The 25,028-nt window shown below is 62.9% G+C and carries 24 protein-coding genes; 13 read left to right on the top strand and 11 right to left on the bottom strand.

The window, feature by feature from the left end:
- The first annotated feature begins 19 nt into the window (after window positions 1-19).
- The 4 genes from I6E51_RS10405 (at window position 20) to I6E51_RS10390 (ending at window position 4,031) form a co-directional block, all read left to right on the top strand.
- Window positions 20-1,198: a PIG-L family deacetylase gene (locus I6E51_RS10405; RefSeq protein ID WP_197110280.1), complete on the top strand. Its 1,179-nt coding sequence runs from the start codon at window positions 20-22 to the stop codon at window positions 1,196-1,198.
- The gene (gene fdxA / locus I6E51_RS10400) at window positions 1,195-1,530 is read left to right on the top strand and encodes a ferredoxin (RefSeq protein ID WP_197107380.1); all 336 of its coding nucleotides are present in this window, start codon (window positions 1,195-1,197) and stop codon (window positions 1,528-1,530) included. Before I6E51_RS10405 ends, fdxA begins: the two co-directional genes overlap by 4 nt.
- Window positions 1,530-2,636: a succinyldiaminopimelate transaminase gene (gene dapC, locus I6E51_RS10395; protein WP_197110279.1), complete on the top strand. Its 1,107-nt coding sequence runs from the start codon at window positions 1,530-1,532 to the stop codon at window positions 2,634-2,636. Before fdxA ends, dapC begins: the two co-directional genes overlap by 1 nt.
- 99 nt (window positions 2,637-2,735) lie before the next feature.
- Window positions 2,736-4,031, top strand: a complete 1,296-nt coding sequence (locus I6E51_RS10390; protein ID WP_197107378.1) for a citrate synthase — start codon at window positions 2,736-2,738, stop codon at window positions 4,029-4,031.
- 103 nt (window positions 4,032-4,134) lie between these two features.
- Here I6E51_RS10390 and dapD read toward each other — a convergent pair whose 3' ends face one another.
- A complete protein-coding gene (dapD, locus tag I6E51_RS10385; protein WP_197110278.1) occupies window positions 4,135-5,076 on the bottom strand; it encodes a 2,3,4,5-tetrahydropyridine-2,6-dicarboxylate N-succinyltransferase in 942 nt (313 codons plus the stop codon).
- A gap of 26 nt (window positions 5,077-5,102) precedes the next feature.
- On the opposite strand from dapD, the gene dapE reads away from it, so the two are divergent.
- The 3 genes from dapE (at window position 5,103) to I6E51_RS10370 (ending at window position 7,695) form a co-directional block, all read left to right on the top strand.
- A complete protein-coding gene (dapE, locus tag I6E51_RS10380; protein ID WP_197110277.1) occupies window positions 5,103-6,200 on the top strand; it encodes a succinyl-diaminopimelate desuccinylase in 1,098 nt (365 codons plus the stop codon).
- Window positions 6,182-7,429, top strand: coding sequence for a hypothetical protein (locus tag I6E51_RS10375; RefSeq protein ID WP_197110276.1), 1,248 nt, complete (start codon window positions 6,182-6,184; stop codon window positions 7,427-7,429). Before dapE ends, I6E51_RS10375 begins: the two co-directional genes overlap by 19 nt.
- Window positions 7,430-7,521: 92 nt before the next feature.
- On the top strand, window positions 7,522-7,695 hold the full coding sequence (locus tag I6E51_RS10370; protein WP_197107374.1) for a DUF3117 domain-containing protein: 174 nt from the start codon (window positions 7,522-7,524) through the stop codon (window positions 7,693-7,695).
- A 138-nt stretch (window positions 7,696-7,833) separates the two neighbouring features.
- Here I6E51_RS10370 and uvrA read toward each other — a convergent pair whose 3' ends face one another.
- Together uvrA and I6E51_RS10360 are read right to left on the bottom strand one after the other, a co-directional pair.
- Window positions 7,834-10,302, bottom strand: a complete 2,469-nt coding sequence (uvrA, locus tag I6E51_RS10365) for an excinuclease ABC subunit UvrA (protein WP_197110275.1) — start codon at window positions 10,300-10,302, stop codon at window positions 7,834-7,836.
- A gap of 138 nt (window positions 10,303-10,440) precedes the next feature.
- Window positions 10,441-11,073 (bottom strand): O-methyltransferase, encoded by a 633-nt coding sequence (locus I6E51_RS10360; RefSeq protein ID WP_197107372.1) that lies wholly within the window; start codon window positions 11,071-11,073, stop codon window positions 10,441-10,443.
- Window positions 11,074-11,135: 62 nt separating this feature from the next.
- On the opposite strand from I6E51_RS10360, the gene I6E51_RS10355 reads away from it, so the two are divergent.
- A complete protein-coding gene (locus I6E51_RS10355; protein ID WP_197107371.1) occupies window positions 11,136-11,531 on the top strand; it encodes a sec-independent translocase in 396 nt (131 codons plus the stop codon).
- A gap of 29 nt (window positions 11,532-11,560) precedes the next feature.
- On the opposite strand, the gene I6E51_RS10350 is transcribed toward I6E51_RS10355, so the two are convergent.
- Complete coding sequence (locus I6E51_RS10350) at window positions 11,561-13,123, bottom strand: succinic semialdehyde dehydrogenase (protein WP_197107370.1); 1,563 nt, start codon at window positions 13,121-13,123, stop codon at window positions 11,561-11,563.
- A 60-nt stretch (window positions 13,124-13,183) separates the two neighbouring features.
- Here I6E51_RS10350 and I6E51_RS10345 point away from each other — a divergent pair, with 60 nt between their 5' ends.
- The gene (locus I6E51_RS10345; protein ID WP_197110274.1) at window positions 13,184-14,581 is read left to right on the top strand and encodes an MFS transporter; all 1,398 of its coding nucleotides are present in this window, start codon (window positions 13,184-13,186) and stop codon (window positions 14,579-14,581) included.
- On the top strand, window positions 14,578-16,068 hold the full coding sequence (locus I6E51_RS10340; protein ID WP_197110273.1) for an aminotransferase class V-fold PLP-dependent enzyme: 1,491 nt from the start codon (window positions 14,578-14,580) through the stop codon (window positions 16,066-16,068). Before I6E51_RS10345 ends, I6E51_RS10340 begins: the two co-directional genes overlap by 4 nt.
- Window positions 16,069-16,087: 19 nt before the next feature.
- On the opposite strand, the gene I6E51_RS10335 is transcribed toward I6E51_RS10340, so the two are convergent.
- Window positions 16,088-16,525, bottom strand: coding sequence for a GNAT family N-acetyltransferase (locus I6E51_RS10335; protein WP_197110272.1), 438 nt, complete (start codon window positions 16,523-16,525; stop codon window positions 16,088-16,090).
- A 34-nt stretch (window positions 16,526-16,559) separates the two neighbouring features.
- Window positions 16,560-17,474 (bottom strand): LysR family transcriptional regulator, encoded by a 915-nt coding sequence (locus I6E51_RS10330; RefSeq protein WP_197107366.1) that lies wholly within the window; start codon window positions 17,472-17,474, stop codon window positions 16,560-16,562.
- A 72-nt stretch (window positions 17,475-17,546) separates the two neighbouring features.
- Between I6E51_RS10330 and I6E51_RS14445 the strand changes: the two genes are divergently transcribed.
- Window positions 17,547-17,669 carry a hypothetical protein gene (locus I6E51_RS14445; protein WP_255528508.1) on the top strand — a complete coding sequence of 41 codons (123 nt, stop codon included), beginning with the start codon at window positions 17,547-17,549 and terminating at the stop codon, window positions 17,667-17,669.
- 94 nt (window positions 17,670-17,763) lie between these two features.
- On the opposite strand, the gene I6E51_RS10325 is transcribed toward I6E51_RS14445, so the two are convergent.
- The 3 genes from I6E51_RS10325 to I6E51_RS10315 are packed head-to-tail and all read right to left on the bottom strand — an operon-like array spanning window position 17,764 to window position 20,732.
- The gene (locus tag I6E51_RS10325; protein WP_197110271.1) at window positions 17,764-18,885 is read right to left on the bottom strand and encodes a P-loop NTPase; all 1,122 of its coding nucleotides are present in this window, start codon (window positions 18,883-18,885) and stop codon (window positions 17,764-17,766) included.
- On the bottom strand, window positions 18,875-19,414 hold the full coding sequence (locus I6E51_RS10320) for a DUF1003 domain-containing protein (protein ID WP_197107364.1): 540 nt from the start codon (window positions 19,412-19,414) through the stop codon (window positions 18,875-18,877). The genes I6E51_RS10325 and I6E51_RS10320 overlap by 11 nt, the downstream gene beginning before the upstream one ends.
- On the bottom strand, window positions 19,401-20,732 hold the full coding sequence (locus tag I6E51_RS10315) for a CBS domain-containing protein (RefSeq protein WP_197107363.1): 1,332 nt from the start codon (window positions 20,730-20,732) through the stop codon (window positions 19,401-19,403). Before I6E51_RS10315 ends, I6E51_RS10320 begins: the two co-directional genes overlap by 14 nt.
- Window positions 20,733-20,768: 36 nt before the next feature.
- Between I6E51_RS10315 and I6E51_RS10310 the strand changes: the two genes are divergently transcribed.
- Window positions 20,769-21,383, top strand: a complete 615-nt coding sequence (locus I6E51_RS10310; RefSeq protein ID WP_197110270.1) for a general stress protein — start codon at window positions 20,769-20,771, stop codon at window positions 21,381-21,383.
- 134 nt (window positions 21,384-21,517) lie between these two features.
- On the opposite strand, the gene I6E51_RS10305 is transcribed toward I6E51_RS10310, so the two are convergent.
- Both I6E51_RS10305 and I6E51_RS10300 read right to left on the bottom strand, forming a co-directional pair.
- Window positions 21,518-22,996 (bottom strand): aminopeptidase P family protein, encoded by a 1,479-nt coding sequence (locus I6E51_RS10305; RefSeq protein WP_197110269.1) that lies wholly within the window; start codon window positions 22,994-22,996, stop codon window positions 21,518-21,520.
- Window positions 22,997-23,092: 96 nt separating this feature from the next.
- Window positions 23,093-24,106: an endonuclease/exonuclease/phosphatase family protein gene (locus I6E51_RS10300; protein WP_197107360.1), complete on the bottom strand. Its 1,014-nt coding sequence runs from the start codon at window positions 24,104-24,106 to the stop codon at window positions 23,093-23,095.
- A 33-nt stretch (window positions 24,107-24,139) separates the two neighbouring features.
- Between I6E51_RS10300 and I6E51_RS10295 the strand changes: the two genes are divergently transcribed.
- Window positions 24,140-25,006: a PHP domain-containing protein gene (locus I6E51_RS10295; protein WP_197107359.1), complete on the top strand. Its 867-nt coding sequence runs from the start codon at window positions 24,140-24,142 to the stop codon at window positions 25,004-25,006.
- Window positions 25,007-25,028: the final 22 nt, after the last annotated feature.

Here is a 25,028-nt window from a genome sequence, read left to right as displayed (position 1 = left end):
AAATGGTGGAGGAATGGCCGTGAAAGATCGCGCACAACGGGTATTGGTTGTTGCCGCACGCCCAGAAGATGAGGCGTACGTCTTCGGCGCCACCATTGCAACGCTTGTTCAGCGTGGCACTGAACTCATTGTGCTCAGCTGCAGCAACAACGCGACCGCCGCTATTGAGGCATCGCCCTCGACCGGAAGCGTGCCAGAGACGGTCTCGCACGGCGCCGCAGTGCCGAGTGCCGTGGCCACAAGCGCCACTACGGGCAGCAGTGCAGAAGCGAACACCGCAGTTGCTGACGCTGAAGCGGATGCCGGGGCAGGCGCCGACACCGGCGAACGTGCGGCGGTGTCCGTCGACGAGGTCGTGCGCGAAATCCTCGGCATTACCTCTCACCACATTTTGCGCGAAGACAATGGTCGCCAGTTCAGCACGCTCGACGCCCGCGCTCTCGCCTCCGACCTAGCTGCAGCAATCACCTCGTTGAAGCCGGATGTCGTCGTCAGCTACGCCAAGGAGTCCAGCGGAACGGCGCGCGGCGCCGAGGCGCTGCTCGTGCACGAAGCCGCGGTTCTGGCGACTGAACTTGCGGGGGTGCCTTTCTATACGGCATCCGCTGTTCCTGTTGATCGTGGAGTGGCGGTGTCGTCGGCAACGGCCCTCGCGTTTAAGCGTCGGGCGACAGAGATTTATCGCAATGAGGTTCCGGTAGGAGAGAGCATTTCGACGCCGCCGGAGTATTTGCGTCGCTTGCGTCGCCGCGAACTGGTCATTGGCGAACGCAGTCGTGTGGAGCGCATCATCTTGGCTCTGGTTTCTCTCGCGCTGGGGGCTTTGGTCGGTCTCGTCTTGACCGCCGTGCACCAGTCAGCGTTCACGATCGGCGATGTTCGCGTGCCGTGGGGAATCGTGGTGTCTGTCACGCTCGTGACGGCGCTCATCCTCGGCCTGCGTTTGATTTATGACACCCGAGTCGCGGCAGGTTTTGCCTCGCTGGGTGTTCTGGTGATGTCGGCAATTTTGGCTGCGGCAATGCCTGGCGGAACAATTTTGATCCCGGCAAATGTTGCGGGCTACGTGTGGACTTTTGCGCCCGTGCTCGTGGTGCTCATTGTGGTGGGGTGGCCTCGGGTGAACCGTCAGGTTTCGCCGGCGAGCCGCGCTAACATTGAGTTGAACTCTCCCGTGAAAGGTGCGGATATCTCTTGACCTACGTCATCGCTCAGCCCTGTGTCGATCTTAAAGATCGCGCGTGTGTAGATGAATGCCCAGTCGACTGCATTTATGAAGGCGACCGCATGCTCTACATCCACCCGGATGAGTGTGTTGACTGTGGAGCGTGCGAGCCGGTGTGTCCGGTTGAGGCCATCTATTACGAAGATGACCTGCCCGATAAGTGGGCCGACTACTACAAGGCCAACGTTGAGTTCTTTGATCTCCTCGAGGTGAGCTCACCCGGTGGAGCAGCAAAGGTTGGTGTGATTCCCAAGGATCACGCCCTCATCGCGGCCCTGCCTGAGGGTGGCGGGTCCTCAGACTAATGGCGCGCACGCCGTTGGCTCTCCCCGATTTTCCCTGGGATTCGCTTGTGCCGTACGGCACGATTGCGCGCACTCACCCCGATGGCTTCGTTGACCTGTCTGTCGGTTCACCGGTAGACCCTACCCCCACGGTTATCCGCGAAAGTTTGGCGACGGCCACGGATGCTCACGCCTACCCCACCGCCATGGGCACAGTTCAGCTGCGTGAGGCCATCGTCGAGTGGTTTGAGCGCCGCCGTGGTGTGCCCGGACTCACCGTCAACAATATTCTGCCGACCGTCGGTTCCAAAGAGTTCGTGGCACTGCTGCCGCTGCTGCTGGGGCTCAGCAAGGACGACGTCGTCGTGCATCCCTCGGTCGCGTACCCGACGTATGCCATTGGGGCGGCCATGGTTGGCGCTACTGCTGTGGCATCCGACGACCCTGCATCGTGGCCCGAGAACACTGCTCTCGTCTGGCTGAACAGCCCGGGTAACCCTGATGGTCGCGTCGCTGACGTTGAGCAGCTGCGCGCTGCTGTTGCCCGCGCTCGCGAATTGGGTGCAGTCATCGCCTCAGACGAGTGCTACGCCGAACTTAACTGGAATGGCCCCGACCCCACGCCATCCATTCTCGATCCCGAGGTTATTGGCAGCGACCGGTCATCAGTTCTTGCGGTGTATTCGCTCAGCAAGCAGTCGAATTTGGCCGGTTACCGTGCCGCTTTTGTGGCCGGATGCTCGGGACTCATCTCAGAGCTACTCACCGTGCGCAAACACGTCGGACTCCTCGTGCCCGGCCCCGTGCAAGCCGCGATGGTCACCGCCCTTCAGGATGACGCCCACGTTGCCGCCCAACGGGAGCTCTATCGTGCACGTCGAGCCAAGCTGCTGCCCGCTTTGAAACGGGCGGGATTCTTCGTGGACGATAGCGTTGCAGGCCTCTACTTGTGGGCCACAAAGTACGAAGACTCGTGGCAGACGGTCGGAGATTTGGCGCAGTCCGGCATCCTCGTGGTCCCGGGTTCGTTCTACGGCGAGAGCCCTGCGCGACACGTGCGAATCGCGCTCACCGCGAGTGACGACACTATTGCTGACGCGGTCGCTCGCCTCGATTTGCTCGCTTAAGTGCACTAACCGGCGAAGGCCTTGTCGTTGACCTCTAAAACCGGTCTGGTTTGGTTGGTTGGTGTGACAGTGGCCATTCAACCCTTGTAGGCTGTAGCGGTGAATGAAGCCCCTCAAGACCCAGAGAAGGCCACCCTCCACTTTCCGGGCGGTGCTGCAGAATTTCCCATTATCCGTGGGGTCGATGGTCACAACAGCATCGATATCTCCACCTTCATGAAGCAGACCGGATACACGGCGCTTGATCAAGGTTTCGTGAACACTGCGTCAACCCGCAGTGAGATCACGTACATCGATGGCGACCGTGGAATCCTGCGCTACCGCGGGTATGCGATCGAAGATGTCGCGGCCAACTCCACCTACCTCGAAGTAGCGTGGCTGCTGATTTACGGTGAACTGCCGTCGAAGTCGCAGCTCGAAGAGTTCGATGAGAAGATCCGTCGGCACACGCTGCTTCACGAAGACCTCCGTCGCTTCTTCGACGCCCTTCCGCCGAGCGCACACCCCATGTCGGTGCTCTCCAGTGCGGTGTCGGCTCTATCGACCTATTACGAAGACTCGCACGACGTGCGTGACCCGGAGCAGGTCGAGATCTCGACCATCCGTTTGCTGGCAAAGTTGCCCGTCATTGCGGCCTACGCTCACAAGAAGTCACTCGGTCAGGCACTGCTGTATCCCGACAATTCGATGAGTTTTGTCGACAACTTCTTGAAGCTCAACTTCGGCAACATGGCCGAGGAGTACGAGGTCAACCCCGTGCTGAGCAAGGCGCTCGATCGCCTGCTGATTTTGCACGAAGACCACGAGCAGAACGCGTCCACCTCCACGGTGCGCCTGGTCGGCTCGACCGAAGCCAACATTTTCGCTTCGATCTCCGCCGGTATCAATGCTCTCTACGGTCCGCTTCACGGTGGCGCCAACGAGGCTGTTCTGAAGATGCTTGGCGAGATTCAGGAGTCGGGCGAAGGCGTTCAGAAGTTTGTTGATCGTGTGAAGCGCAAAGAAGATGGCGTGCGCCTGATGGGCTTCGGTCACCGCGTGTACAAGAGCTTCGACCCGCGTGCACGTCTCGTCAAAGAGAGTGCGGATGAGGTGCTCGCCAATCTGGGCGTCAGCGACCCGCTGCTCGATATTGCTCGTGAACTCGAAGAGGTCGCTTTGGCCGATGATTACTTCATCGAGCGCAAGCTGTACCCCAACGTCGACTTCTACACCGGTGTTATCTACAAGGCAATGGGTTTCCCGCCGCGCATGTTCACGGTGCTCTTCGCCATCGGTCGTCTGCCGGGCTGGATCGCCAACTGGCGCGAGATGAACCAAGACCCCAAGACCAAGATCGGTCGCCCGCAGCAGCTCTACACGGGCCCTGCAGCCCGCGACTGGCCGCAGCGCTAGCGCACCAGCAGCTTTACGACGAACGGCCGGTTCCCCTCGGGGAACCGGCCGTTCGTGTGTGGGGGCGTGCGGTTCGGATGAGCGGACCGCACAGCGCGGATCGTTAGGCGTGCAGTGCGGTGTTCAGCTCGACACCGCTGCCGCTGCGAGGCAGCACCTCGACGGCGCCGGTCACAGAGTTGCGGCGGAATAGCAGTCCGTTGACTCCGCTCAGTTCGACAGCCTTGACGCGGCGCGGCGTCGCCGAACCATCAATGATGGTGACCTTGGTGCCGGCCGTGACGTAGAGCCCTGCTTCGACGACGGTGTCGTCACCGATCGCGATTCCGATTCCCGAGTTGGCGCCCAAGAGCGCGCGCTCACCGATCGAGACACGCTCGGTTCCACCGCCACTGAGGGTTCCCATGATGGATGCTCCGCCGCCGATGTCGGCACCGTCACCCACAACGACACCTTGAGAGATGCGGCCCTCGACCATCGAGCTGCCGAGCGTGCCGGCGTTGAAGTTGACGAAGCCCTCGTGCATGACGGTGGTGCCGGGAGCGAGGTAGGCGCCGAGGCGCACGCGCGAGGCATCGGCGATACGCACGCGCTCGGGCAGGACGTAGTCGAGCATCCGTGGGAACTTGTCGATGCCGGTCACGACGATGCCGTGGCGCTTGAGCGAGACGCGCAGTTCGCGGAAGTCGTCGGGGTGCACCGCGCCGGCGTTGGTCCAGACGACGATCGGCAGGGCGCCGAAGAGACCGTCGAGGTTGATGCTGTTGGGCTGCACGAGCAGGTGGCTGAGCAGGTGCAGACGCAGGTAGGCGTCGGCAACGTTCTGCGGTGCGGCATCCAAATCGATCTCAACGGTCACGAATTCGGTGCGCACGCGGCGGCGCTCATCGGCCCCCAAGTGCTCTTCAAGATCGGCGGGGGTGTAGTGCGGGTCAGTGCCCTCAGGGATGGATCCCAGGTGCGGAGCGGGGAACCACACGTCAAGTGTTGTTCCGTCGCTGGCGATTGTTGCGAGTCCGTATCCCCATGCTGTGCGCGAAGTCATGCATCAAGGTTACTTACACTGGGTGCATGCCTGCGACCGATCTCACCGTTCCCGTGCTCGATTTGGGTGCGTCAAGCCCCGACCTGACCCGCCAGATTTGCGATATCGAGTCGGTTTCTGGCAACGAACAGCGCATCGCGGATGCCGTAGAGACGGCCCTCAAGGCGTTCAGCCACCTTGAAGTGATTCGGGATGCGGATGCCGTCGTTGCCCGCACAAACGGCGGCAAGGCGCAGCGCGTCGTGATCGCCGGGCACCTCGATACGGTTCCCGTGAACGAGAACCTGCCGACAACCCTCGAGATGATCGACGGTGAGGAACACCTCGTTGGCCGCGGCACCGTTGATATGAAGGGCGGCGTTGCGATTGCTCTCAAACTGGCGGCAGAACTCACCGACCCCGCCGTCGATGTGACCTGGATTTTTTACGACCACGAAGAGGTCGCTGCCGACCTCAACGGCCTCGGCCGGATTGCGCGCAACCGCCCCGACCTGATGGCGGGTGACTTCGCGATTATCGGTGAACCCTCGAACGCGACAGTGGAGGGCGGCTGCAACGGCACCGCTCGCATCGACATTTCGCTCACGGGGCTGCGCGCACACTCTGCGCGTGCCTGGATGGGCGAGAACGCCATCCACGCCGCAGCGCCCGTGCTGGCCATTCTGGCCGCCTATGAGCCCGAACAGCACGAAGTCGATGGCCTGGTCTATCGTGAGGGCCTCAACGCCGTCGGCATCACCGGTGGTGTTGCCGGCAATGTGATTCCGGATGCCGCGACGGTGACCGTGAACTTTCGGTTCGCCCCCGACCGCAGTACCGAGCAAGCGATCCAGCACTTGCGCGAGGTCTTTGCCGGCTTCGAGTTCGAAGTCACCGACCTTGCTGGCGGCGCACGCCCCGGACTGGATGCTCCGCTCGCCCGTGACTTCCTCGCCGCGGTCGGTGGCACAGCAGCCCCGAAGTATGGCTGGACCGATGTGGCACGCTTCGCTGAACTCGGCGTTCCCGCCGTGAACTACGGCCCCGGTAACCCGTTGCGCGCCCACGCCGACGACGAGCGCGTCGCCACCAGTGAGATCGTGGCGTGCGAGCAGGGACTGCGGGCGTGGCTGACGGCTCGCTAGCCTCCACCAGCTCGCTCACCTCCACGGTGCGCCGCGCAACAACCGCGATACTCGCTCCCGAGCGCTGGTGGATCGCCGTTATCGCGATCTTTGCTGCCTCGCGGGTCGTGACGACTTCGCTGCTGCTGTGGTTCGCATCCATCCAAGGGCAAAACCCGTGGACGGGCCCTGCCCCCGACTATTTCTCGTTCGCGAAAATCTGGGACGGCCACTGGTATTACATCATTGCGCTGACCGGGTATCCCTCGGAGTTGCCGCTGACCGACGCCGGTCACCTCGCCGAGAATGCGTGGGCTTTCATGCCCGGTTATCCCGCCGTTGTGCGGTTCGTCATGACGCTGACAACGCTCGACTTCGCCGTGGCGGGCGTCATCGTCTCCGTCGCGTTCTCGCTGGGGGCCGCACTGCTGTTCTACCGCGTGATGCACCTTGTGTTGCCCGCCGGCACCGCCCTGTTCGCGGTCGCCATCTTCTGCTTCGCGCCACTCTCGGCCATCCTGCAGGTCTCCTACGCCGAGTCAATGCATCTCTTCTTACTCACCTTGGCGCTGTACTGGTTGATGAAGCGCCACTACTGGATGCTGTTGCCGGTGATCGCGGTCATGTCCCTCACCCGCCCGAGCGGCTTGGCCTTTGCGCTCGCGCTCGGACTACACGTGGTTTATCGCTGGTGGGTTCGCCGCAGTGAGGACTTTCCGCTGCGCGAGCGCGTTGCTGCACTCTCGGCAACTGCCTTCAGCCTCGTGATGGGCTTTGCCTGGCTGCTCATCGCAGCGGTGACCACGGGGTCGCTCACGGCCTACACCGACACCGAGCTCGCGTGGCGGGCGCCCTACGTCGGGTACGGCGAATTGGTACCGTTCGCGGCCTGGATCCAAGGGGCCGAATTTTGGGCTCAGTGGTGGCGGATGCCGCTGTGGCTCTTGCTGGTGATGCTCGTCGCTGGTGTTCTCGCTTTCTTTGTTTTTCTTTTCACGAATCCTGCGCGACGCCTCGGGGTAGATCTGCGCTTGTGGGTTGCCAGTTATGCGCTGTATTTGTTGGCCGTATTCTTTCCACAATCGAGCACATTCCGTCTCCTGATGCCCATGTTCCCGCTGGCGGGCGCTCTCGCGTTGCCGCAGTCGCGGGTGTATCGCGGACTGCTCCTCGCGGCGTGCATTGCAGGACAGTGGGCCTGGATCCACCTCGCGTGGTGGGTGGATGGCTATGACTGGACCCCGCCCTAGGGGTACCCCTGGGGTTAATGACTCGACAGAGTTTCAGTATCGGCGGTCTTTGCTGGATAATAGAACGTAGTACCGATGAAAGGGGACTATCTATGGCAGCCATGAAGCCGAGGACCGGTGACGGGCCGATGGAGGCTGTCAAAGAGGGCCGACTTATTGTCGTGCGTGTACCTCTCGAAGGCGGCGGTCGTCTCGTTGTTTCTGTAAACGACGATGAAGCAAAAGAATTGCATGACGCACTCGCGGGTGTTGTTACTCCCGCCTAGCTTTCCTTCTCAGCCTTAATCGGCGGCCCACGCTCACAGCGTGAAGCTAGTCGACACACAGCACCGAACACGATCACTTCGTGTTCGGTGTTTTGTGGTTAACGCGCGATGGTTGTGGTTAGCCCGCGGCGCGTGCGGTCAGCCCGCTGCTCGGGTACCGATCCACTCGCTGAGGTACTTCGCTGTCGCGCCGTCGCCCGCGGCAACCTCGCGGGGGGTTCCTGTGGCGACGATCGTGCCGCCCTTGTCTCCGCCGCTGGGGCCCAAGTCGATCACCCAGTCGCTGGCAGCAATGGTGGCGAGGTCGTGCTCGACAAGCACGACAGTGTTGCCGGCATCCACGAGTTGTTGAAGCTGGGCGAGCAAAAGCTCGGTGTCGGAAGGATGCAGCCCCGACGTCGGTTCGTCGAGTAGGTAGAGCGCGTGGCCGCGACGGGCGCGCTGCAGCTCAGTCGCGAGCTTGATGCGCTGCGCTTCTCCACCGCTGAGTTCTGTGGCTGGCTGGCCGAGACGCAAGTAGCCGAGGCCAACATCGCGCAGGGTGTCGAGGCTGCGCAGCGCCGAGGTGGAACCGGCAAAGAAGTCTGCGGCGGTGTTGACGGTCATGCCCAGTACTTCGGCGATGTTCTTGCCGAGGTAGGTGACCTCAAGCGTTTCGTCGTTGTAGCGGGCCCCGTGGCAGGTGTGGCAGGGAGCGTACGTTCCGGGCAAGAACAGCAGTTCGACCGAGACAAAGCCTTCGCCCTGGCAGGTCTCGCAACGTCCGCCGGCCACGTTGAAGGAGAACCGGCTCGCGGTATACCCGCGCTTCTGAGCTTCGTCGGTTGCCGCGAAGAGCTTGCGAACGACATCGAACATTCCGGTGTAGGTCGCGAGGTTCGAGCGCGGGGTGCGTCCGATGGGGCGCTGGTCGACGAGCACGAGACGATCGAAAGAGTCGAGCCCGGTGGTGTCTTCGAGCGTCAGGTCGTGCGGCTGGTCATCTGCTTCGGCTGCGTCATCCGGAGCAGCACCGAGATGAGAGCGCACTGCCTGCGCGAGTACCTGGGTCACGAGCGTTGACTTGCCCGACCCTGACACGCCCGTCACGGCGGTCATCACGCCAAGCGGAAAGTCGACGGTGAGATCGCGGATGTTGTGCAGCGACGCCTTGTCGAGGCGCACCCAGGACTCCGGGGTGCGCACCTCGCGCAGCGGCTGCGCTTGCTGCGGAAAGAGATAGCGGCCGGTGACCGATTCGGGCACATCCTTGAGGCCGTCAACGGGGCCGGAGTACACGAGCTGCCCGCCGCCTTCACCAGCACCGGGACCGATGTCGACGATCCAGTCGGCACGCCGAATGACGTCAAGGTCGTGCTCCACGACGAAGAGAGAGTTGCCGGATTCCGTCAAACGGTCGAGCGCTTTCAATAGCGGTGCGGCATCCGCCGGGTGCAGTCCCGCTGAGGGCTCGTCGAGCACATAGACGACCCCGAAGAGGCCCGAGCGCAGTTGAGTAGCGATGCGCAAGCGCTGGGCTTCGCCGGGGGAGAGGGTCGTGGAGTTGCGACCCAGACTGAGGTACCCCAAGCCAAGGTCGAGAAGAACATCCACGCGGGCGATCACGTCATCGCCGATGCGATGTGCAACCTCGTTGCCTTCGGACGATTCGCTTTCGGAATCAGCCCGACCCATGCCTTCTCGCAATCGGTCCGCGAGAGCGGTGAGCGGCACCTGGTTCAGTTCGGCGATGCTGAGCCCCGCGAAGGTAACGGAGAGGGCGTTCGCCTGCAGACCGCTGCCGCCACACTCGGGGCACGTCATGCTCTGCACAAAGCGGAGCGCGCGCTCGCGCATCCGCTCGCTCTGGGACTGCGAGAGCACGTTCATGATGTGCTTGCGGGCGCTCCAGAACTTGCCGTTGTAACCGTGATCGATGCGACCCTCTTCGCGCTGGATAAAGACGGAGGGCTGTTCTTCGGTGTACAGCAGCCAGTCGCGATCCTTGCGGCTGAGCGAGTTCCACGGCGCGCGGGTATCGATGCCGAGGCCGTTGACGATGCTCTTGAGGTTCGCGCCCTGCCAGGCGCCGGGCCAGGCAGCGATTGCACCGTCGCGAATCGAGAGAGAGTCATCGGGAACGAGGAGGTCCTCAGTGACGTCATGCACCACGCCAAGACCGTGACAGCGCGGGCAGGCGCCGGCCACCGTGTTGGGCGAGAACGCTTCGGCAGACAAGTGCGAGACACCAGCGGGATACGTGCCGGCGCGGGAATACAACATGCGCAACAGGTTGGAGAGTGTGGTGATTGTGCCGACGCTCGAGCGCGAGCTGGGCGCTCCGCGGCGCTGTTGAAGCGCAACCGCAGGGGGCAAACCAGTGATGTCGGTGACGTCCGGAGCGCCGACCTGGTTGAGCAGCCGGCGTGCATAGGGCGCGACCGACTCGAAGTAGCGGCGCTGAGCCTCGGCGTAGAGCGTTCCGAACGCAAGGGAGGACTTTCCCGAGCCGGAGATGCCGGTAAAGGCGACCATGCAATCCCGGGGCACATCGAGGTTGATGTTGGCGAGGTTGTTTTCGCGGGCCCCTCGAACGCGAACCCAGCCGTCACGATCATTGCTGTTCATGGATGCTCCGTTCTCACGGCGTGCGGAGACCCCAAGTTCCTCGGCAGCGCGCGCTCTGTCGTGTACGTACAGGGTGGCGATTGTTCATCCACAGTACGGACACAATGCTGAACGCCGAGTGAGCGTTCGCTGAGCGCGTTAGTCGCTGAGCTTGGTGAGCTGCAAAAGCCCGTCGCCGACGGGGATCAACGAACTGATCACGGCGGTCGACTGAGAAATCTCTTTGAGCAGCGAACGGAAGTTCGAAACCGTGGCATCGCGCTGCGCGGGATCCGGCACGCGGTCACGCCAGAGAGCGTGCGCGACAGCCACAACGCCACCGGGACGCACCAAGCGGAGGCCGTGCTCGACATACTCGATCACTGACTGTGGGTCCGCATCGATAAAAACGAGATCGTAGCTTGACTCGTTCATGCGAGGAAGAACCTCGGATGCCCTGCCGCCGATTTGGCGCACTCGGTTCGCCTGAATGCCTGCCTCAGCAAAGACTGAGCGAGCAACCTGTTGGTGGTCGATCTCGGAGTCGATAGTGGTGAGCAAAGCGCCGGGACTGCCGGCGAGCATCCAGAGTCCACTAATGCCGACACCGGTGCCCACTTCGATGATGCTCTTGGCTCCGGTAGCGGCAGCGAGCAACGCCAACTGGGCGCCGACGGCGGGGCTCACCGCTTCGATTCCCAGCTCACTGGAATGCACGCGCGCCGCAGCGATCTCTGGGGGTTCGACGACGAACTCCTCGGCGTACTTCCAACTCAACTGCTTGTCTGACACATTGCTCCTATCGCTGTGTCAACTGTAGACGCAGCGAGCGAAGGCACCGGTAAGCTAAACGGGTGTCCTTCGGTCTCACATTCGACAAACTGCTGATCATTGGGATCATCGCTGTCTTTTTGCTTGGCCCCGACCGTTTGCCCTACTACGCGTCGCAACTCGCACGCCTCGTCCGCTCGCTGCGTGACATGGCCAATGGCGCTAAAGATCGCATGCGTGAAGAGATGGGCCCCGACTTCGACGACATCGACTGGAAGCAGCTTGACCCGCGCCAGTACGACCCGCGTCGCATCATCCGCGATGCCCTGCTTGAAGATGAGACGCCGCCCGTTAAAGTGCGGCCCCCGCGCTCAGCCGCCTATGCCGAACGGCAAGCAGCGCTCGCTGAACGCCAATCGCAACTCAAAGCTGAACTGAAGGCCGGCGAAGTCGCGCCCTTCGATAACGAAGCGACGTAGCTCCCCATCTCCCTCGCGACCAGCCGCGGTTAGCGGCGGCGCAGCAACTTCAGCACGCCCAACAGCGTCACCATGAGCCCGGCCATCGCGGCGAACTCAGCACCAGAGCGCGGCAACTGCAGAATGCCGTTCGACTGCGAGACCGTGCGCGATTGTACGAAGCGCAGGATGCCCTCGGGCCCATTGCGGCGCCCTAGCCCGGAGTGCTTCATGCCACCCATCGGCGCATCGACGCTCGAGAAGCTACCGCGGTAGCCCTCGTTGATGTTGACGCTGCCCGCATCCAAGCGATCGGCAAGGCGGCGCGCATGGGCGATGGAGCCACTGAAGATCGAGGCGTTGAGCCCGAACTCAGTGTCGTTGGCACGGTCAATTGCTTCGGTATCGCTCTCGACAGCCGTGATAGCAACGACCGGGCCGAAAGTTTCGTTCGCAAAGCACTCCATCTCGGCGGTGACATCCGTCAGCACGGTCGGAGCGTAGAAGTAGGGGCCGAGATCGGGGCGGGGAACACCACCAGCGAGCACGGTGGCACCCTTTGTGATGGCATCCTCCACGTGCGCCTGGACGCGCTCGAGCTGAGCCTGCGACGTGAGTGAGCCCACGTCTCCCGAATAGTCGAGAGCAGAGGTTTGAGTGAGCGCCTTCACACGCGTGGCGAACTCGCGACTGAACTCCGCAGCGATCGACTTGTGCACGTAGATGCGTTCGATGGAGACGCACAGCTGGCCCATGGAGGCGAAGCAGGCATAGACGGCATCCTCAGCGGCCTGCACCGGGTCGGCGTCACCGAGCACGAGCAGCGGGTTCTTGCCACCCAACTCAAGGGAGGCGCCGATGAGACGTCCGGCGGCGCGCTTGCCGACCTTGGTGCCGGTGGGCGTTGAGCCCGTGAAGCAGATGTAGTCGCTGTTATCGACGACAGCGTTGCCGACCTGATCGCCGGGGCCCGCCACAATCGGCCAGACGGCGGCGGGGACGCCCGCGTCAATGTAGGCCTCGCGGGTCGCGAGCATCGAGAGCGCACCCTGATTGTCGATCTTCTGGATGACGGCACTTCCGGCAGCGAGGGCGGGAACGATATCCATTGCCCCGAGGGCGATCGGGTAGTTCCACGGCGTGACGACACCGATGAGTTGCTTGGGGGAGTAGCTGACGCGCGTCGACATCAGCAGCGGAATACCCGCTCGGCGACGCTTCGTGGCCAACACCCGCTCGGCAGAAACGGCGTAGTAGCGCGTGATTGTCGCGGCCTGAAAGATCTCTTCGAACGCTTGACCACGCGTCTTGCCCGACTCGGTTTGCAGCAGGTCGAGAAGCTCATCCTTGCGTTCTAGCAGCAGATCGTGGGCGCGCAGCAGCACGCGGCGACGGTAGGCAAAGCCAGCGGACTGCCAGGCGCGTTGCGCTCGGCGGGCGGATGTCGCGGCATCCCGAACATCGCGGGTCGAACTCTGCGGCAGCTCATGCAGGGCCTTGCCCGTGAAGGGCGCAATCACGGTGGCCGTGTCGGAGGTGGTGCACCGCAATTGGGCGACGAGAGTGTCGCGGCGACGTGACCCGATGAGCGAAGTGACTGTGTGTGGCGACATAACTCAACACTACGACCGTGCGCCACAATTTCGGCTGAGCAAAGCGCTAGGCTCACGAAGATGACGACCGCAGCGCCGCGAGCTCTTACCCGAAGCTCCATCGCCACCTATGCCATTGGTTCTCTCGGCACTGGGGGTTTTGGTGCCTTGCCCGGGCTTGTGCTCGTGTACTACCTGACCGACACTCTGGGGATCGCCGCGCTCGCCGCCGGCATCCTCGTCACCGCAGCCAAAGTGTGGGATGTGATCATCGATCCCGTGATCGGTGCCCGCAGCGACCGCAGTCTGGCTCACCGCGGCACTCGGCGACCGGCCATGCTCGTGGGCGCCATCCTCTTGCCGATTCTGTTCGTTGTGACGTTTGCGGTGCCTGCCGGCATTGGCCCGCTTGCGTCGGGCATCTGGGTGTTCATTGCCTTTGTCGCTACGGCAACGGCCTTCAGCCTGTTTCAGGTGCCGTATATCGCCCTGCCCGCCGAACTCACCCGCAGCTATGACGAACGCACGCGGTTGCTCGCGGTGCGCGTCGTCGTGCTCACAGTGGCGATCTTGCTATTCGGTGCGGGGGCGCCCGAGATCCGTGATGCCTTTGCGGATGAACGGCTCGGCTATCTCGTCATGGCACTTTCTGCGGCCGCCCTCATGGGCGTCTCGCTCGTCATCTCCTCGTTCTCGGCGCCCACCGGCACGATGTCGGTGACGCCGACCGTATCGATCGTGGAGACGTATCGCGCCGGAGTTGCCGCGCTCAAACGCAGCCAACCGTTCCGCGCCCTGCTGCTGACGTTTCTGCTGCAGGGGCTCGCGACCGGAGTCATGCTGGCCGGTGCCCAATACGTTGCTACCTGGGTGCTCGGCACCGGTGTTGCGATCCTGTTCGTCTCGCTGATCGGGCCAGCGCTTCTGTTCGCGCCGGTGTGGGCTGCCATCTCCCGCCGCATCGGCAAGGAGCGCGCGTTCGTCTGGGCCTCCGCCTGCTACGGTCTCGGCGCCCTACTAATCGTGCCGCAGCTGTGGGCGCCCGGTGCGTGGATTTACGCCCCCGTCGCGCTCGCCGGAGCCGGCTACGCGGGAATGCAAGCACTGCCGATGTCGATGCTGCCCGACGTGATCTCCCACGACTCCCGTCGCCACAAGCTGGCCTCGGCCGGCACCTTTGGCGGCGTGTGGACTGCGGGCGAAACCACCGGCATGGCACTCGGTGCCACCGTGCTCACGACCGTGCTCGCGGCATCCGGCTACCTCGAATCGGTCGCCAATCAGACGGTCGCCCAGCCCGATTCGGCCATCGCTGGAATCATCATCAGCTTCAGCATCGTGCCCGCCGTGATCATCGGCCTCTCGCTGCTGACCTTTAGGCGCTACCCGTTGCGCCGCAGCGACATTGACCATGCCGATGCCGAACCACACCCCACAAGTGGCCCAACCACCACTTCGAACGATCAGGAGACCCGATGAAGTTCGACCACCAGCCCGCCGATATTCTTGAGCGCCTTAACGCGCTACGCGAAGCGGATGCTCCCACCCACGGTGGGCATGTGCTGTCGTATGTCTACGACTCTGGCCTCGCGGAGCTCGACGAACTGGCGGCGCACGCCATTCGTGCCGTGCAGCCCGTCAACGGCCTCGACCCGACCACCTTCACCTCGGTTGCCGTCATGGAACGCGAAGTGCTTGGCTTTGCCCGCGACCTGCTCGGTGGCGATGAGGATGTCGTCGGCACTGTCACTACGGGCGGTACCGAAAGTTGTCTGCTGGCCGTCAAGACGGCGCGCGACGTGTGGCGGGGAACAGGCGCTTCGGCGCGCACGGGAATGCCCCGGTTGTTGGCTCCCGTGACGGTGCATGCGGCGTTCCAGAAAGCAGCACACTACTTTGGCCTTGAACTCGACCTCGTGCCGGTCGGGCCGGGCGGCGACGTTGCCGCGGACGCTCTCATTGCACGCATGGGCGACGATGTTGCGCTCGTAGTGGTCTCAGCTCCGAGCTATGCGCACGCCTCGATGGACCCTGTCGTTGAGGTCGCGGCTGCGGCATCCGAGCGCGGAATCGCCTGTCACGTTGATGCCTGCATCGGCGGCTGGGTTCTGCCGTTCTGGGAGGGCGTTGCGCCCTGGAACTTTGAAGTGCCGGGCGTCACGAGCATCAGCGCCGACCTGCACAAGTTTGGCTACTCGCCCAAGGGCGCCTCGGTGATCCTGCAGCGCGGTCGTGACCGCCAACGCACGCAATACTTTGCGACAACGCAGTGGCCTGGTTACCCGATCGTCAACCCCACCATCTTGGGCTCGAAGTCGGCGGGGCCGCTCGCGGCTGCGTGGGCGATTATTCAGGCACTCGGCACGAGTGGGCTCGCCGAGCTCTCCGAGTCGTGTGCGCGGTCCACTCAGGCCCTGCGCGACGTGATTGGCGAGATTGAAGGCCTCCGCGTTGTGGGCAACCCGGTCGGACCGCTGTTGGCTATCGCATCCGATGATTCCGTTGCTGCGGATCGTCGCGTTGACCCGCACCACTGGGCCGACCAGACGCGCGAGCACGGCTTCTTGCTGCAACTGCAGCCCTCACTCGTGCAGAGTGACGGCACGATGCTGCCCGCCACGACCCACCTCACGGTGACTCCCGTGACCGCGAACGTGCTCGACGACTTGAGCGCGGCGCTGCGGGTGGCGGCTGACGAAGTGCGCGGCGTGCCTGCGGTCTCTGCCGAAGCTGTGCTGGCCACGTTGCCCGCTGAGGCGCTCGCAGCGTTGGGTGATCCGCATGCCGCACCCCTCGATTCGGCGACCGCAGCGGGTCTCCTCGGCGCGTTGGGCATCGGGGCTGGCGACCAGGGGCTTCCCGACCGGATGGCGCCACTGCTGGCTCTCATCGCCGCGATGCCGGCTCCGCTCACCGAACGCCTGCTTATCGAGTTGCTCGCGCGACTGATCGAGCCGACTGAGTAGGGCGCCGTCGCTTCGAGTGCTACGAGACGGAGGCGGGTCGCGTCAGCCACACGTCGTGGTCGTCGTGGTCGTAGGGCGTGAAGCCGTGTCGTTCGTAGAGTCGCAGCGCGGCGCTGCCCTGCAGCACCATGAGCCGGAAGGGGCGGTGGTCTGGTCGGGCGAGCACCTCGGTGAGAACCTGGCTGCCAATGCCCTGCCCCTGCAGACGCGCGGGCAGGTAGAAGTGCTCGATCCAGCGGGCATCCGCTTCGGGGCGCACGCTAATCGAGCCAATGTCTTCGCCAGCAACCTGAATGATCTGGGTGTTCTCCGGTGCGAAAGCATCGCTCATCCAGGTGCGCACCCGCACGGGGTCGAAGATGCCGTGGCGTTCGAGGTCGGCCCGAAGTTCGACTGTGCGAAGGTCAAGCAACCAGTCGAGATCGTGCGCGGTGCTGGGGCGTAGCGAGTATTCCACTCCGTGATTCTAAGCGGGCGGATGCGCGGCGGCGCTAGACCGTGTGCTCACGTTCGAAACGCGTCGCCTCATCGACGAGGGCCTTGACGATCGCGCGCACGGAGGGACGTTCTGCGCGGTCGGGGCGCAGCAGCGCCGAGATGAGGCGCGACGAGGGAACACCTTTGAGGGGGCGGGTGATGAGACCGTTCTCGCGGTCTCGGGTTGTGAAGCGCGGCAGGATGGCGATGCCGTGCCCTGCCGCCACGACAGCTTCCACAATGCTGTTGTCCGTCAGGCGCTGGGCAACCTTCGCCGGGGCGCCGTTTGCCGCTTCGATTCGCCGGAGGATGCGGTCGAACGGCAGACCGGAAGGAACCCCGATCCACGTTTCGTCGAGAAGGTCAGCGGGAGTGAGCGCCGCCTTGCGGCCGAGCGGATGATCTTCGGGCAGAGCGACATCCAGAGACTCACGCATGAGCGGAACGACAGCGAGCCCCCGTTCGGTCCAGGCGGGGAGCACGTGAGGCGAGTCGGAAACGACAACGTCGTAGTCGGCAGTGAGGTTGGCGACATCTTCGAGCACAGAGTCTTGGTCGTTGCAGCTCAGGGTGAGCCCCGGCTGCCGATTCACGGCGTGGAAAAGCCCCGGTAGTAGCATCTCGCCGCCGGTAGGGAAGATGGTCATGGTGACGTCACCGCGTGGGGACTCTCGAAAGTCGTTCCACAGCGCTTCGGCTTTCTCAATTGCGGTGGCCACATCGGCCGCCGTGTGGGCGAGCGCCCGGCCGGCCGACGTCAACACGATGCCGCGACCTACGCGCTCGGTGAGAGGGATTCCGGCCTCGCGTTCCAGAATTTTGAGCTGCTGAGACACAGCGGATGGCGTGCGCATCGTCGCCTTGGCGACCGCGGTAATGCTGCCGCGGTCGGCTAGCTCGCGAAGCAACTCCAAGCGTCGAATATCCATGTAGTTACTCTACAAGGTTAGATAAGGAAGATCATCTTGTTCTAAAAGGTTGGTCGCGGCCAGACTATAGACATGAACTTCGAAATCATCATCATCGCGGCACTAGCTGCAACCGGTATCGCCGCAACCCTGCGTGCCGTTGCAACCGACGGATACCGTCGCGTGCCCACCCGTCGCTACAACACCATGCCGTAGCCAACCGCCAGCCGGTTTACGCAACACCACAGCAACTATTGCTGTGGTGTTTTTGCGTTAACGGGGCGGATTAGCGCGCAATCGGGGCGTAGCGCTAGCGCGGGCTGAGCCCGAGCTTGCGGCCGGCAACGCTGCGCTTGAGCGAACGGAGAGTCGTGGCAAGAGCAGCGATGGCCTGAGCCGCCGGATCCTCGGGAGCCGCGATCACCACGGGCACCCCGGAATCGCCACCCTCGCGCAGGGCGATGCTAAGGGGGATCGAGGCCAGCACCGAGACCGGCTCGTCTGGCGTGGAGAGCTTGGCTGCGGCATCCGCCCCACCACCAGAACCGAAAAGTTCGAGCACGCTGCCGTCAGGCTGGGGGAGACCTGCCATATTTTCGATGACACCGATCACTCGTTGACCGGTTTGGCGCGCAACGAGGCCGCTGCGTTCAGCAACATCGGCGGCGGCCGATTGCGGAGTCGTCACGACAACCACATCGGAGTGCGGCAGCAATTGCCCGAGCGAGATAGCGACATCGCCGGTGCCGGGAGGCAGATCGAGCAGCAACACATCGAGATCGCCAAAGAACACATCGGTCAAGAATTGCTGAATCGTGCGGTGCAACATGGGCCCACGCCACGAAACTGCCGTGTTCTCTTCGACGAACATGCCGATCGAGATGACCTTCACGTCATAGGCGACAGGCGGCAAAATCATCTCGCCCACCTGAGTGGGCTTGGCACCGTGCAGACCGAGGAGTCCCGGGATCGAGAAGCCGAAGACATCGGCGTCGATCACTCCGACGCGCAGGCCGCTCTGGGCCATCGAGACCGCAAGGTTCGCGGTGAGCGTCGACTTGCCGACGCCACCCTTGCCACTTGTCACAGCCACAATCTGGGTGAGCGAATCCGGCCCGAACTGCATCGTCTTGGGCTTGCCCTTGCGCAGCTTCTCGGTGAGGGCAGTGCGCTGCGCCGGCGACATGATCGACACGTCAACGGTCACCGCCGTGATGCCGGGCACACGCTCGGTCGCCTCGCGCACGTCACGTTCGATGGAGGTCGCGGCCGGGCATCCGACAATCGTCAAAGTCAGGCCAACGGATGCCGCACCAGCGTCGTCGACAGAAACTCCAGAGATCATGTCGAGCTCTGTCACGGGTCGCCGAATCTCGGGGTCGATCACCGAGGCGAGGGAGGTAAGTACCGCGGCTTCGAGCTCAGCGTTCACGGTTCTCCGTGTCGGCTTCGGCGTCGTCGTCTTTCTCGAGTTCTTCGAGCAGACCGCGAAGTTCAGCGCGAATGAAGTCCTTGCTGGCAAGGTCAGTCATGGCCAGGCGCAGCGCAACAACCTCGCGTGCCAAGTATTCGGTGTCGTTGAGGTTGCGTTCTGCACGCTGACGGTCTTGTTCAATCTGCACGCGGTCGCGGTCATCTTGACGGTTCTGGGCGAGCAGAATCATGGGCGCAGCGTAGGAGGCCTGCAGCGACAGGATGAGCGTGAGCAGGGTGAAGTTGGTGGAACGCGGGTCAAACTGTGCATCCAGCGGCGCACTTGTGTTGTAGATCAACCAGACGCCCACGAAGGCGGAAAGGCCGACGAGGAACCACGGGGTTCCCATACCGCGAGCGAAAGCCTCGGAGTAGCGGCCCATGCGATCGCGGCTTTGGAACATGCCAAAACCGCTGCGCAAACCCTTAGGGGTATCGAGGCGCTGTTCATTGCGCTGTGATCGAGATGACCGCTTAGCTAGTGCCACGGGGTGCCCTCCCTGCGCGAATTTCTTTCTGCTGAACGATGGTTAGAGGTCTAGTTGAGGTGTCGTCGAAGCTCGCCGACTCGTCGGTGGTACTTCGCCAGTCATCGGGAAGCAGATGGTCAAGCACGTCGTCAATGGTCACCACCCCGAGCAAGCGATGGTTGTCATCGACCACGGGCACTGACACGAGGTCATAACTCGCGAGAATGCGCGACACTTCTGCGGCAGTCGTGGATGAGCGTACCGGTTCAAGCGATTGGTCGATCAGGGCACCCAAGCGTTCATTGGGCGGGTAGCGCAGCATCCGTTGGAAGTGCACCATGCCGAGCAGGCGACCTGTCGGCGGCTCATAGGGCGGCAGCGTGACACAAATAGCGGCACCGAGCGCCGGGGCAAGGTCGTGACGACGGATGAGGGCGAGACCCTCAGCAACAGTGGCGTCAGCAGAAACAATGATGGGCTCGGTGGTCATGAGTCCACCTGCCGTATCGGGGGCGTAGCTGAGCAAGAAGCGCACATCTTCGGCTTCTTCGGGCTCCATGAGATCGAGGAGTGTCTCGCCGCGCTCATCGCTGAGATGAGCGATGAGGTCGGCCGCGTCATCCGGCTGCATCTCGTCGAGCACATCAGCCGCACGATCGTCGTCGAGCTTATTGAGTAGAGCAACCTGCTCGTTCTCGGGCATCTCTTCGAGCACGTCAGCGAGGCGGTCGTCAGAAAGTTCTTCAGCCACTTCCATCATGCGCTGCATGGGAAGTTCGAGCATGGCATTCGCGAGGTCGGCAGGCAGCAGGTCAGAGAAGCTCGCAACCAGTTGAGTGGCCGACTGTGCTTCGCCCTCGTGCGTGTTGTGCTTCAGCTCATCCCAGGCCGCGAAATCGGTGGGGCCCTTCGCGAAGAGCGGTGAACCGCTGGCCTTGGGGCGACGTAAGAATAGCTGGCTGATTTCCCACTCGCCAATGTCGACCTCTTCGATCGACACGTCTTCGATTTGAGCTTCGCCAGAGCCATCGCGCATCGACACGCGCCGGCCCAATAGCTCAGCCATGACACGGATTTCGCCACCGCGCTGCTCGAAGCGGCGCAAGTTCAGAAGACCCGTGGTGATGATCTGGCCGGAGCCAATGCTCGTGACGCGACCAATCGACAAGAAAACATGGCGTTTACCGGGAACTTCAGCGATCATTCCGACCACGCGAGGGCTCGCATCGCCGCGCTCAACGACCAGCACGTCGCGGACCTTGCCCACGCGGTCGCCATTGGGGTCGAAAATTGAGCAGCCCACCAACCGGGCGACGAATACTCTTGAGGTGCTCACAAGTAAAACCCTACCCCTGCATGGGAGAATGAACCGATGAGTAACTTCAGTGGATTTTCCCGCCGCGCACCTCTTCAGACGAGCGTGCCCCGCGGAGACGTACTTGGCCGGTATGCCAGCTACACCGACGCCCAAGCCGTAATCAACCAACTAGCCAAAGCAGAGTTCGATATCAAAGGCGTCGCGATCGTCGGTCGCGAGCTCACGACCGTCGAAGTGGTCACTGCACGCCTCAGTTATGGTCGTGCTGCACTCTCCGGTGCCACGAGCGGTGCCTGGCTCGGACTCTTCTTCGGACTGATCTCCACGATCATTTCGCCGTTCAGCACGCAGCAGATCGGCATCTTCTTTGCCGCTATCGTGGCCGGTGCTGGAATCGGAATGATCTTCGGTGTCGTCAACTACTCGATCATGCGCAAGCGTCGCGACTACGCGGCGAGCTCTCAACTGCTTGCCGAGCACTACGACATCATCATCGCTCCCGGCCTCACCGCCAAGGCTCACACAATTCTGGGAACGGCTGCCAGCGCGCACGGCGTACACGCAGCACCGCACGTGCCGACTCCCTCAGGAACGGTCGAGAGCAACGAGAGCACTGAGTCGGATGCCGAAGGCTCCGATACGGAACGCTCAGACAAAGCCGCCAAATAGCGGGTAGGCGCCGCTTACTCGCAGTGCTGCGGTCTCGCAGTGCTGCGGTCTCGCAGTGCTGCGGTCTCGCAGTGCTGCGGTCTCGCAGTGCTGCGGTGGCGCGCGCCGCGATTGGCTGACGCGCGCCTACACAACTAGGAGCGGGCGATCCACGCTTCTACGGCATCCGCTGTTCGTGGGATGTTCACCGACAGGTTCTCGGCACCGTCTTCGGTAACGACGATGTCGTCTTCGATGCGCACGCCGATGCCGCGGTATTCCTCGGGAACGGTGAGATCGTCGGGCTGGAAGTAGAGGCCGGGCTCGATCGTGAAGACCATGCCGGGCTCCAAAACGCCATCAAGGTACATGTCGCGACGGGCTGCAGCGCAGTCGTGCACGTCAATGCCGAGGTGGTGGCTTGTTCCGTGCACCATGTAGCGGCGGTGGAACTGCTTGTCAGCCTGCAGCGACTCTTCGGCGGAGACAGGCAGGAAGCCCCACTCGGCAGTCTTCTCAGCGATGACGCGCATTGCTTCGGCGTGGATGTCGCGGAACTTGATTCCGGGGCGCACGATCGCGAACGCAGCATCTGCCGCTTCCAACACCGCGTTGTATACGCGACGCTGCACCTCGGTGAAGGTGCCGCTGATGGGCAGGGTGCGCGTGATGTCGGCCGTGTAGTAGCTGTCGAGCTCAATACCGGCGTCGATCAGGATGAGGTCGCCGGCATTGACCGGACCATCGTTGCGGGTCCAGTGCAAGACGCACGCGTGCGGGCCAGAAGCGGCAATGGTGTCGTAGCCGACCGTGTTGCCCTCGGCGCGGGCGCGACGGTTGAAGGTGCCCTCTACGAGGCGCTCGCCGCGGGTGTGCTCCACGATGGCGGGCAGGTCAGCGATGACGTCGTTGAAGCCCATCTGCGTGGCATCAACGGCGGCGCGCATTTCGGTGACCTCGTAGGAGTCCTTGACGAGGCGTAGCTCGCTGAGGTCGCGGCTCAATTCGTCGTCACCGTCATGCTCGAGAGCTTCAGAATCGGCGGCGAGCAGACGGCGGCCATCAACCTGGTCGGTGACGTCGCGGTCGGCGTCGCGCACGATCACAGTCGAGGCGTCGACGCTGTCGAGCACTGCCTCAAACTCCACCAACGGGAGAGTCGCAAGGCCGAGATCGGTGGCGACGTTGTCGAGAGAGGGGCGCGGTCCGGTCCAGAACTCTCCGACATCCGGGTTCGCGTAGAACTCACTCGTGTCACGGCCTGCAGTCGGACGGAAGTACAGGGTGGCCGAATGACCATCAGCGGTTGGTTCCATCACGAGAACACTGCCGGCAACAACATCCGAACCCCACCCGGTGACGTGCGCAAAGGTGGAGTGGGCGCGGAACGGGTAGTCGGTGTCGTTGGAACGCACCTTGGCGGCGCCTGCCGGAATGATGAGGCGCTGGCCGACATGAAGCTGCGAGAGGCGCTCGCGGCGGGCAGCAGCAAAAGCAGACTGCTCGCGGGGAGTGACCTCGGCGTCAACGCGCTCAGCCCACCCCGAAGAGATGTACTCAGCGAAGCCCGAAGACTGCGGAGTTGTAGAACGGTTAGAGGTCGCGCGGGGGCTGGGTGTCGAAGTATCTGCCATACCTCTAGTGTCTCTCGTTGCACGGTAAAACGCACTATCGAGAGGGTCCCTCAGTGTTCGCCTGATTGCGGGGTACTCGGCGCTCAGGCTGGGCGGCTACTGAGTGCGAGAGAGTGTCGCGAGAATAGGGCGGTGGTCACTGCCGAACCCATCATGAGACTCGACTACGCGCATCCCCGTCGTGGTCCACTCGCTGGTGGACATCACATGATCGATGGGAGCGCCCAGGAGCGACGGCAACTGGGTCGGCCAGGTGCCGATGGCGGCGTTATCGGTCGTGGACGCGGCATCCGTGCAACTACCGAGCGCAAAGTCTGCGCCATCGGTGAGCGACGCGTAGTGGTCGAGGGTCGAGTTGAAATCCCCAGCGAGGATGACATTGGTTGCGCGGCACTGTTCGGCCAGCCAGTCGAGGTCGGTGCGCCAGTTCGTCATCTCGCCTCGCACGGGGGCGACGGCGTGCACGGCCACAATCGTGGGATTGGCGGGGTCTTGAGGAATCGCTACGACACTCGGCAGCGTTGACGTGGTGCGCGCCTGCAGGTCTACGTCGTATTCGCCCAGAGCAACGCTGATGAGCACGGTTGTTGATCGCGACTTCGAGATCTGGTCGTAGGCAACCGTGTGAACCCACATCGGTCGGTCGGCTGCTGCCATCAGTTGGGCAATCTCAAAGCCCAACTCTCGGGTGGTTTCGGGCAATGCCACGATGTCGGCGTCATTTTCTAACGCGAGGTCTGCAATCGCTTCGGCCCCGGGAGCGTCGCCGAGAGTGTTCCACGACAACACGGTCACGTCGCCTTCTGCTTTCGTCTCAAAGCCCGGGCTACCGAACCCGCGAGTCGCCAACACCACAAGAGTGAGCGCGCTGAAAGCGAGAGTGACCACAGCGAGGGATGCCGCGAAGCGGTGCATCCGCGCCGACAAGAGTGCAATGAGCGTCAAGGCCAGCACAGCGATGAAGGCTGCGGCAGCGCTGAGTCCGCGCAACGAAACCACTTGGGCAATGCCAACCGTCTGCTCAAGAGAGAACAGTTGTGGCCAGGCCGCGACGATAAGGGCGGCTGCGGTGGCGAGTATAAAGATCGCCGCAAGAAAGCGTTGAATCATAGCGACCTGAGCCTAGAGCAATAGGCTTGCATAATGCTCAACACACCGATCGACCTGCACACTCACAGTGCCGTGTCCGACGGTACCGAAACGCCAACCCAGCTCGTGCGGTCCGCCGCTCGCGCTGGGCTCGGAACGGTAGCGCTCACCGACCACGACTCCACCGCTGGCTGGCAGGAGGCGATCTCTGCGGCATCCGTGTCGGGAATCAACGTGATTCCGGGCATGGAGTTGAGTACCAACTTTGGGCCAGCAAGCGTTCACGTGCTCGCCTATCTGTTCAATCCGCTCGATCGCACCATCGTGACCGAAACGGCACGCATTCGTGATGGTCGGCTTCGTCGTGCCGAGCGCATCGTCGAGAAGATTTCTCTCGACTACGACCTGACGTGGGATGACGTGCTCGCCGAATCGTCGGACGGCACGACCCTGGGCCGCCCGCACATCGCTGACGCACTCGTGCGCAAGGGGCACGTTGCCAACCGCAGCGCTGCGTTCGAGAGCATCCTGCACTGGCAGGGCGGGTATTACGAGAAGTACTACGCGCCGACTCCGCTCGAGGGCGTCAAGATGATCGTCGCTGCCGGGGGAGTGCCCGTGCTCGCGCATCCAGCCGCCCACGGAAAATACCGCTCAATGGATGACGCGGTGATCCGCGAACTCGTCGACAACGGGCTCTTCGGGCTCGAGGTTTATCACCGCGACAATACCGACGATGGCAAAGAGTGGTTGCTCACCGTCGTCAAGAAATTCGGTCTCGAAATCACCGGCTCGAGCGACTACCACGGAGAAGGCAAGCCCAACCGTCTGGCCGAGAACACGACTGATCCCGAAGTGCTCGACAAACTTATTGCCCGTGCGACCGGTTCGAAGCCGTTCATCGCGGACACCACTCCCTAACGACTGCGTGGCCCCACAGGCC

This window comes from Salinibacterium sp. NSLL17, assembly GCF_015864935.1.
In the GTDB taxonomy this organism is placed as follows: domain Bacteria; phylum Actinomycetota; class Actinomycetes; order Actinomycetales; family Microbacteriaceae; genus Rhodoglobus.
Note: the sequence above shows the minus strand (reverse complement) of the source record. Positions and strands in the feature narration are given on the sequence as shown.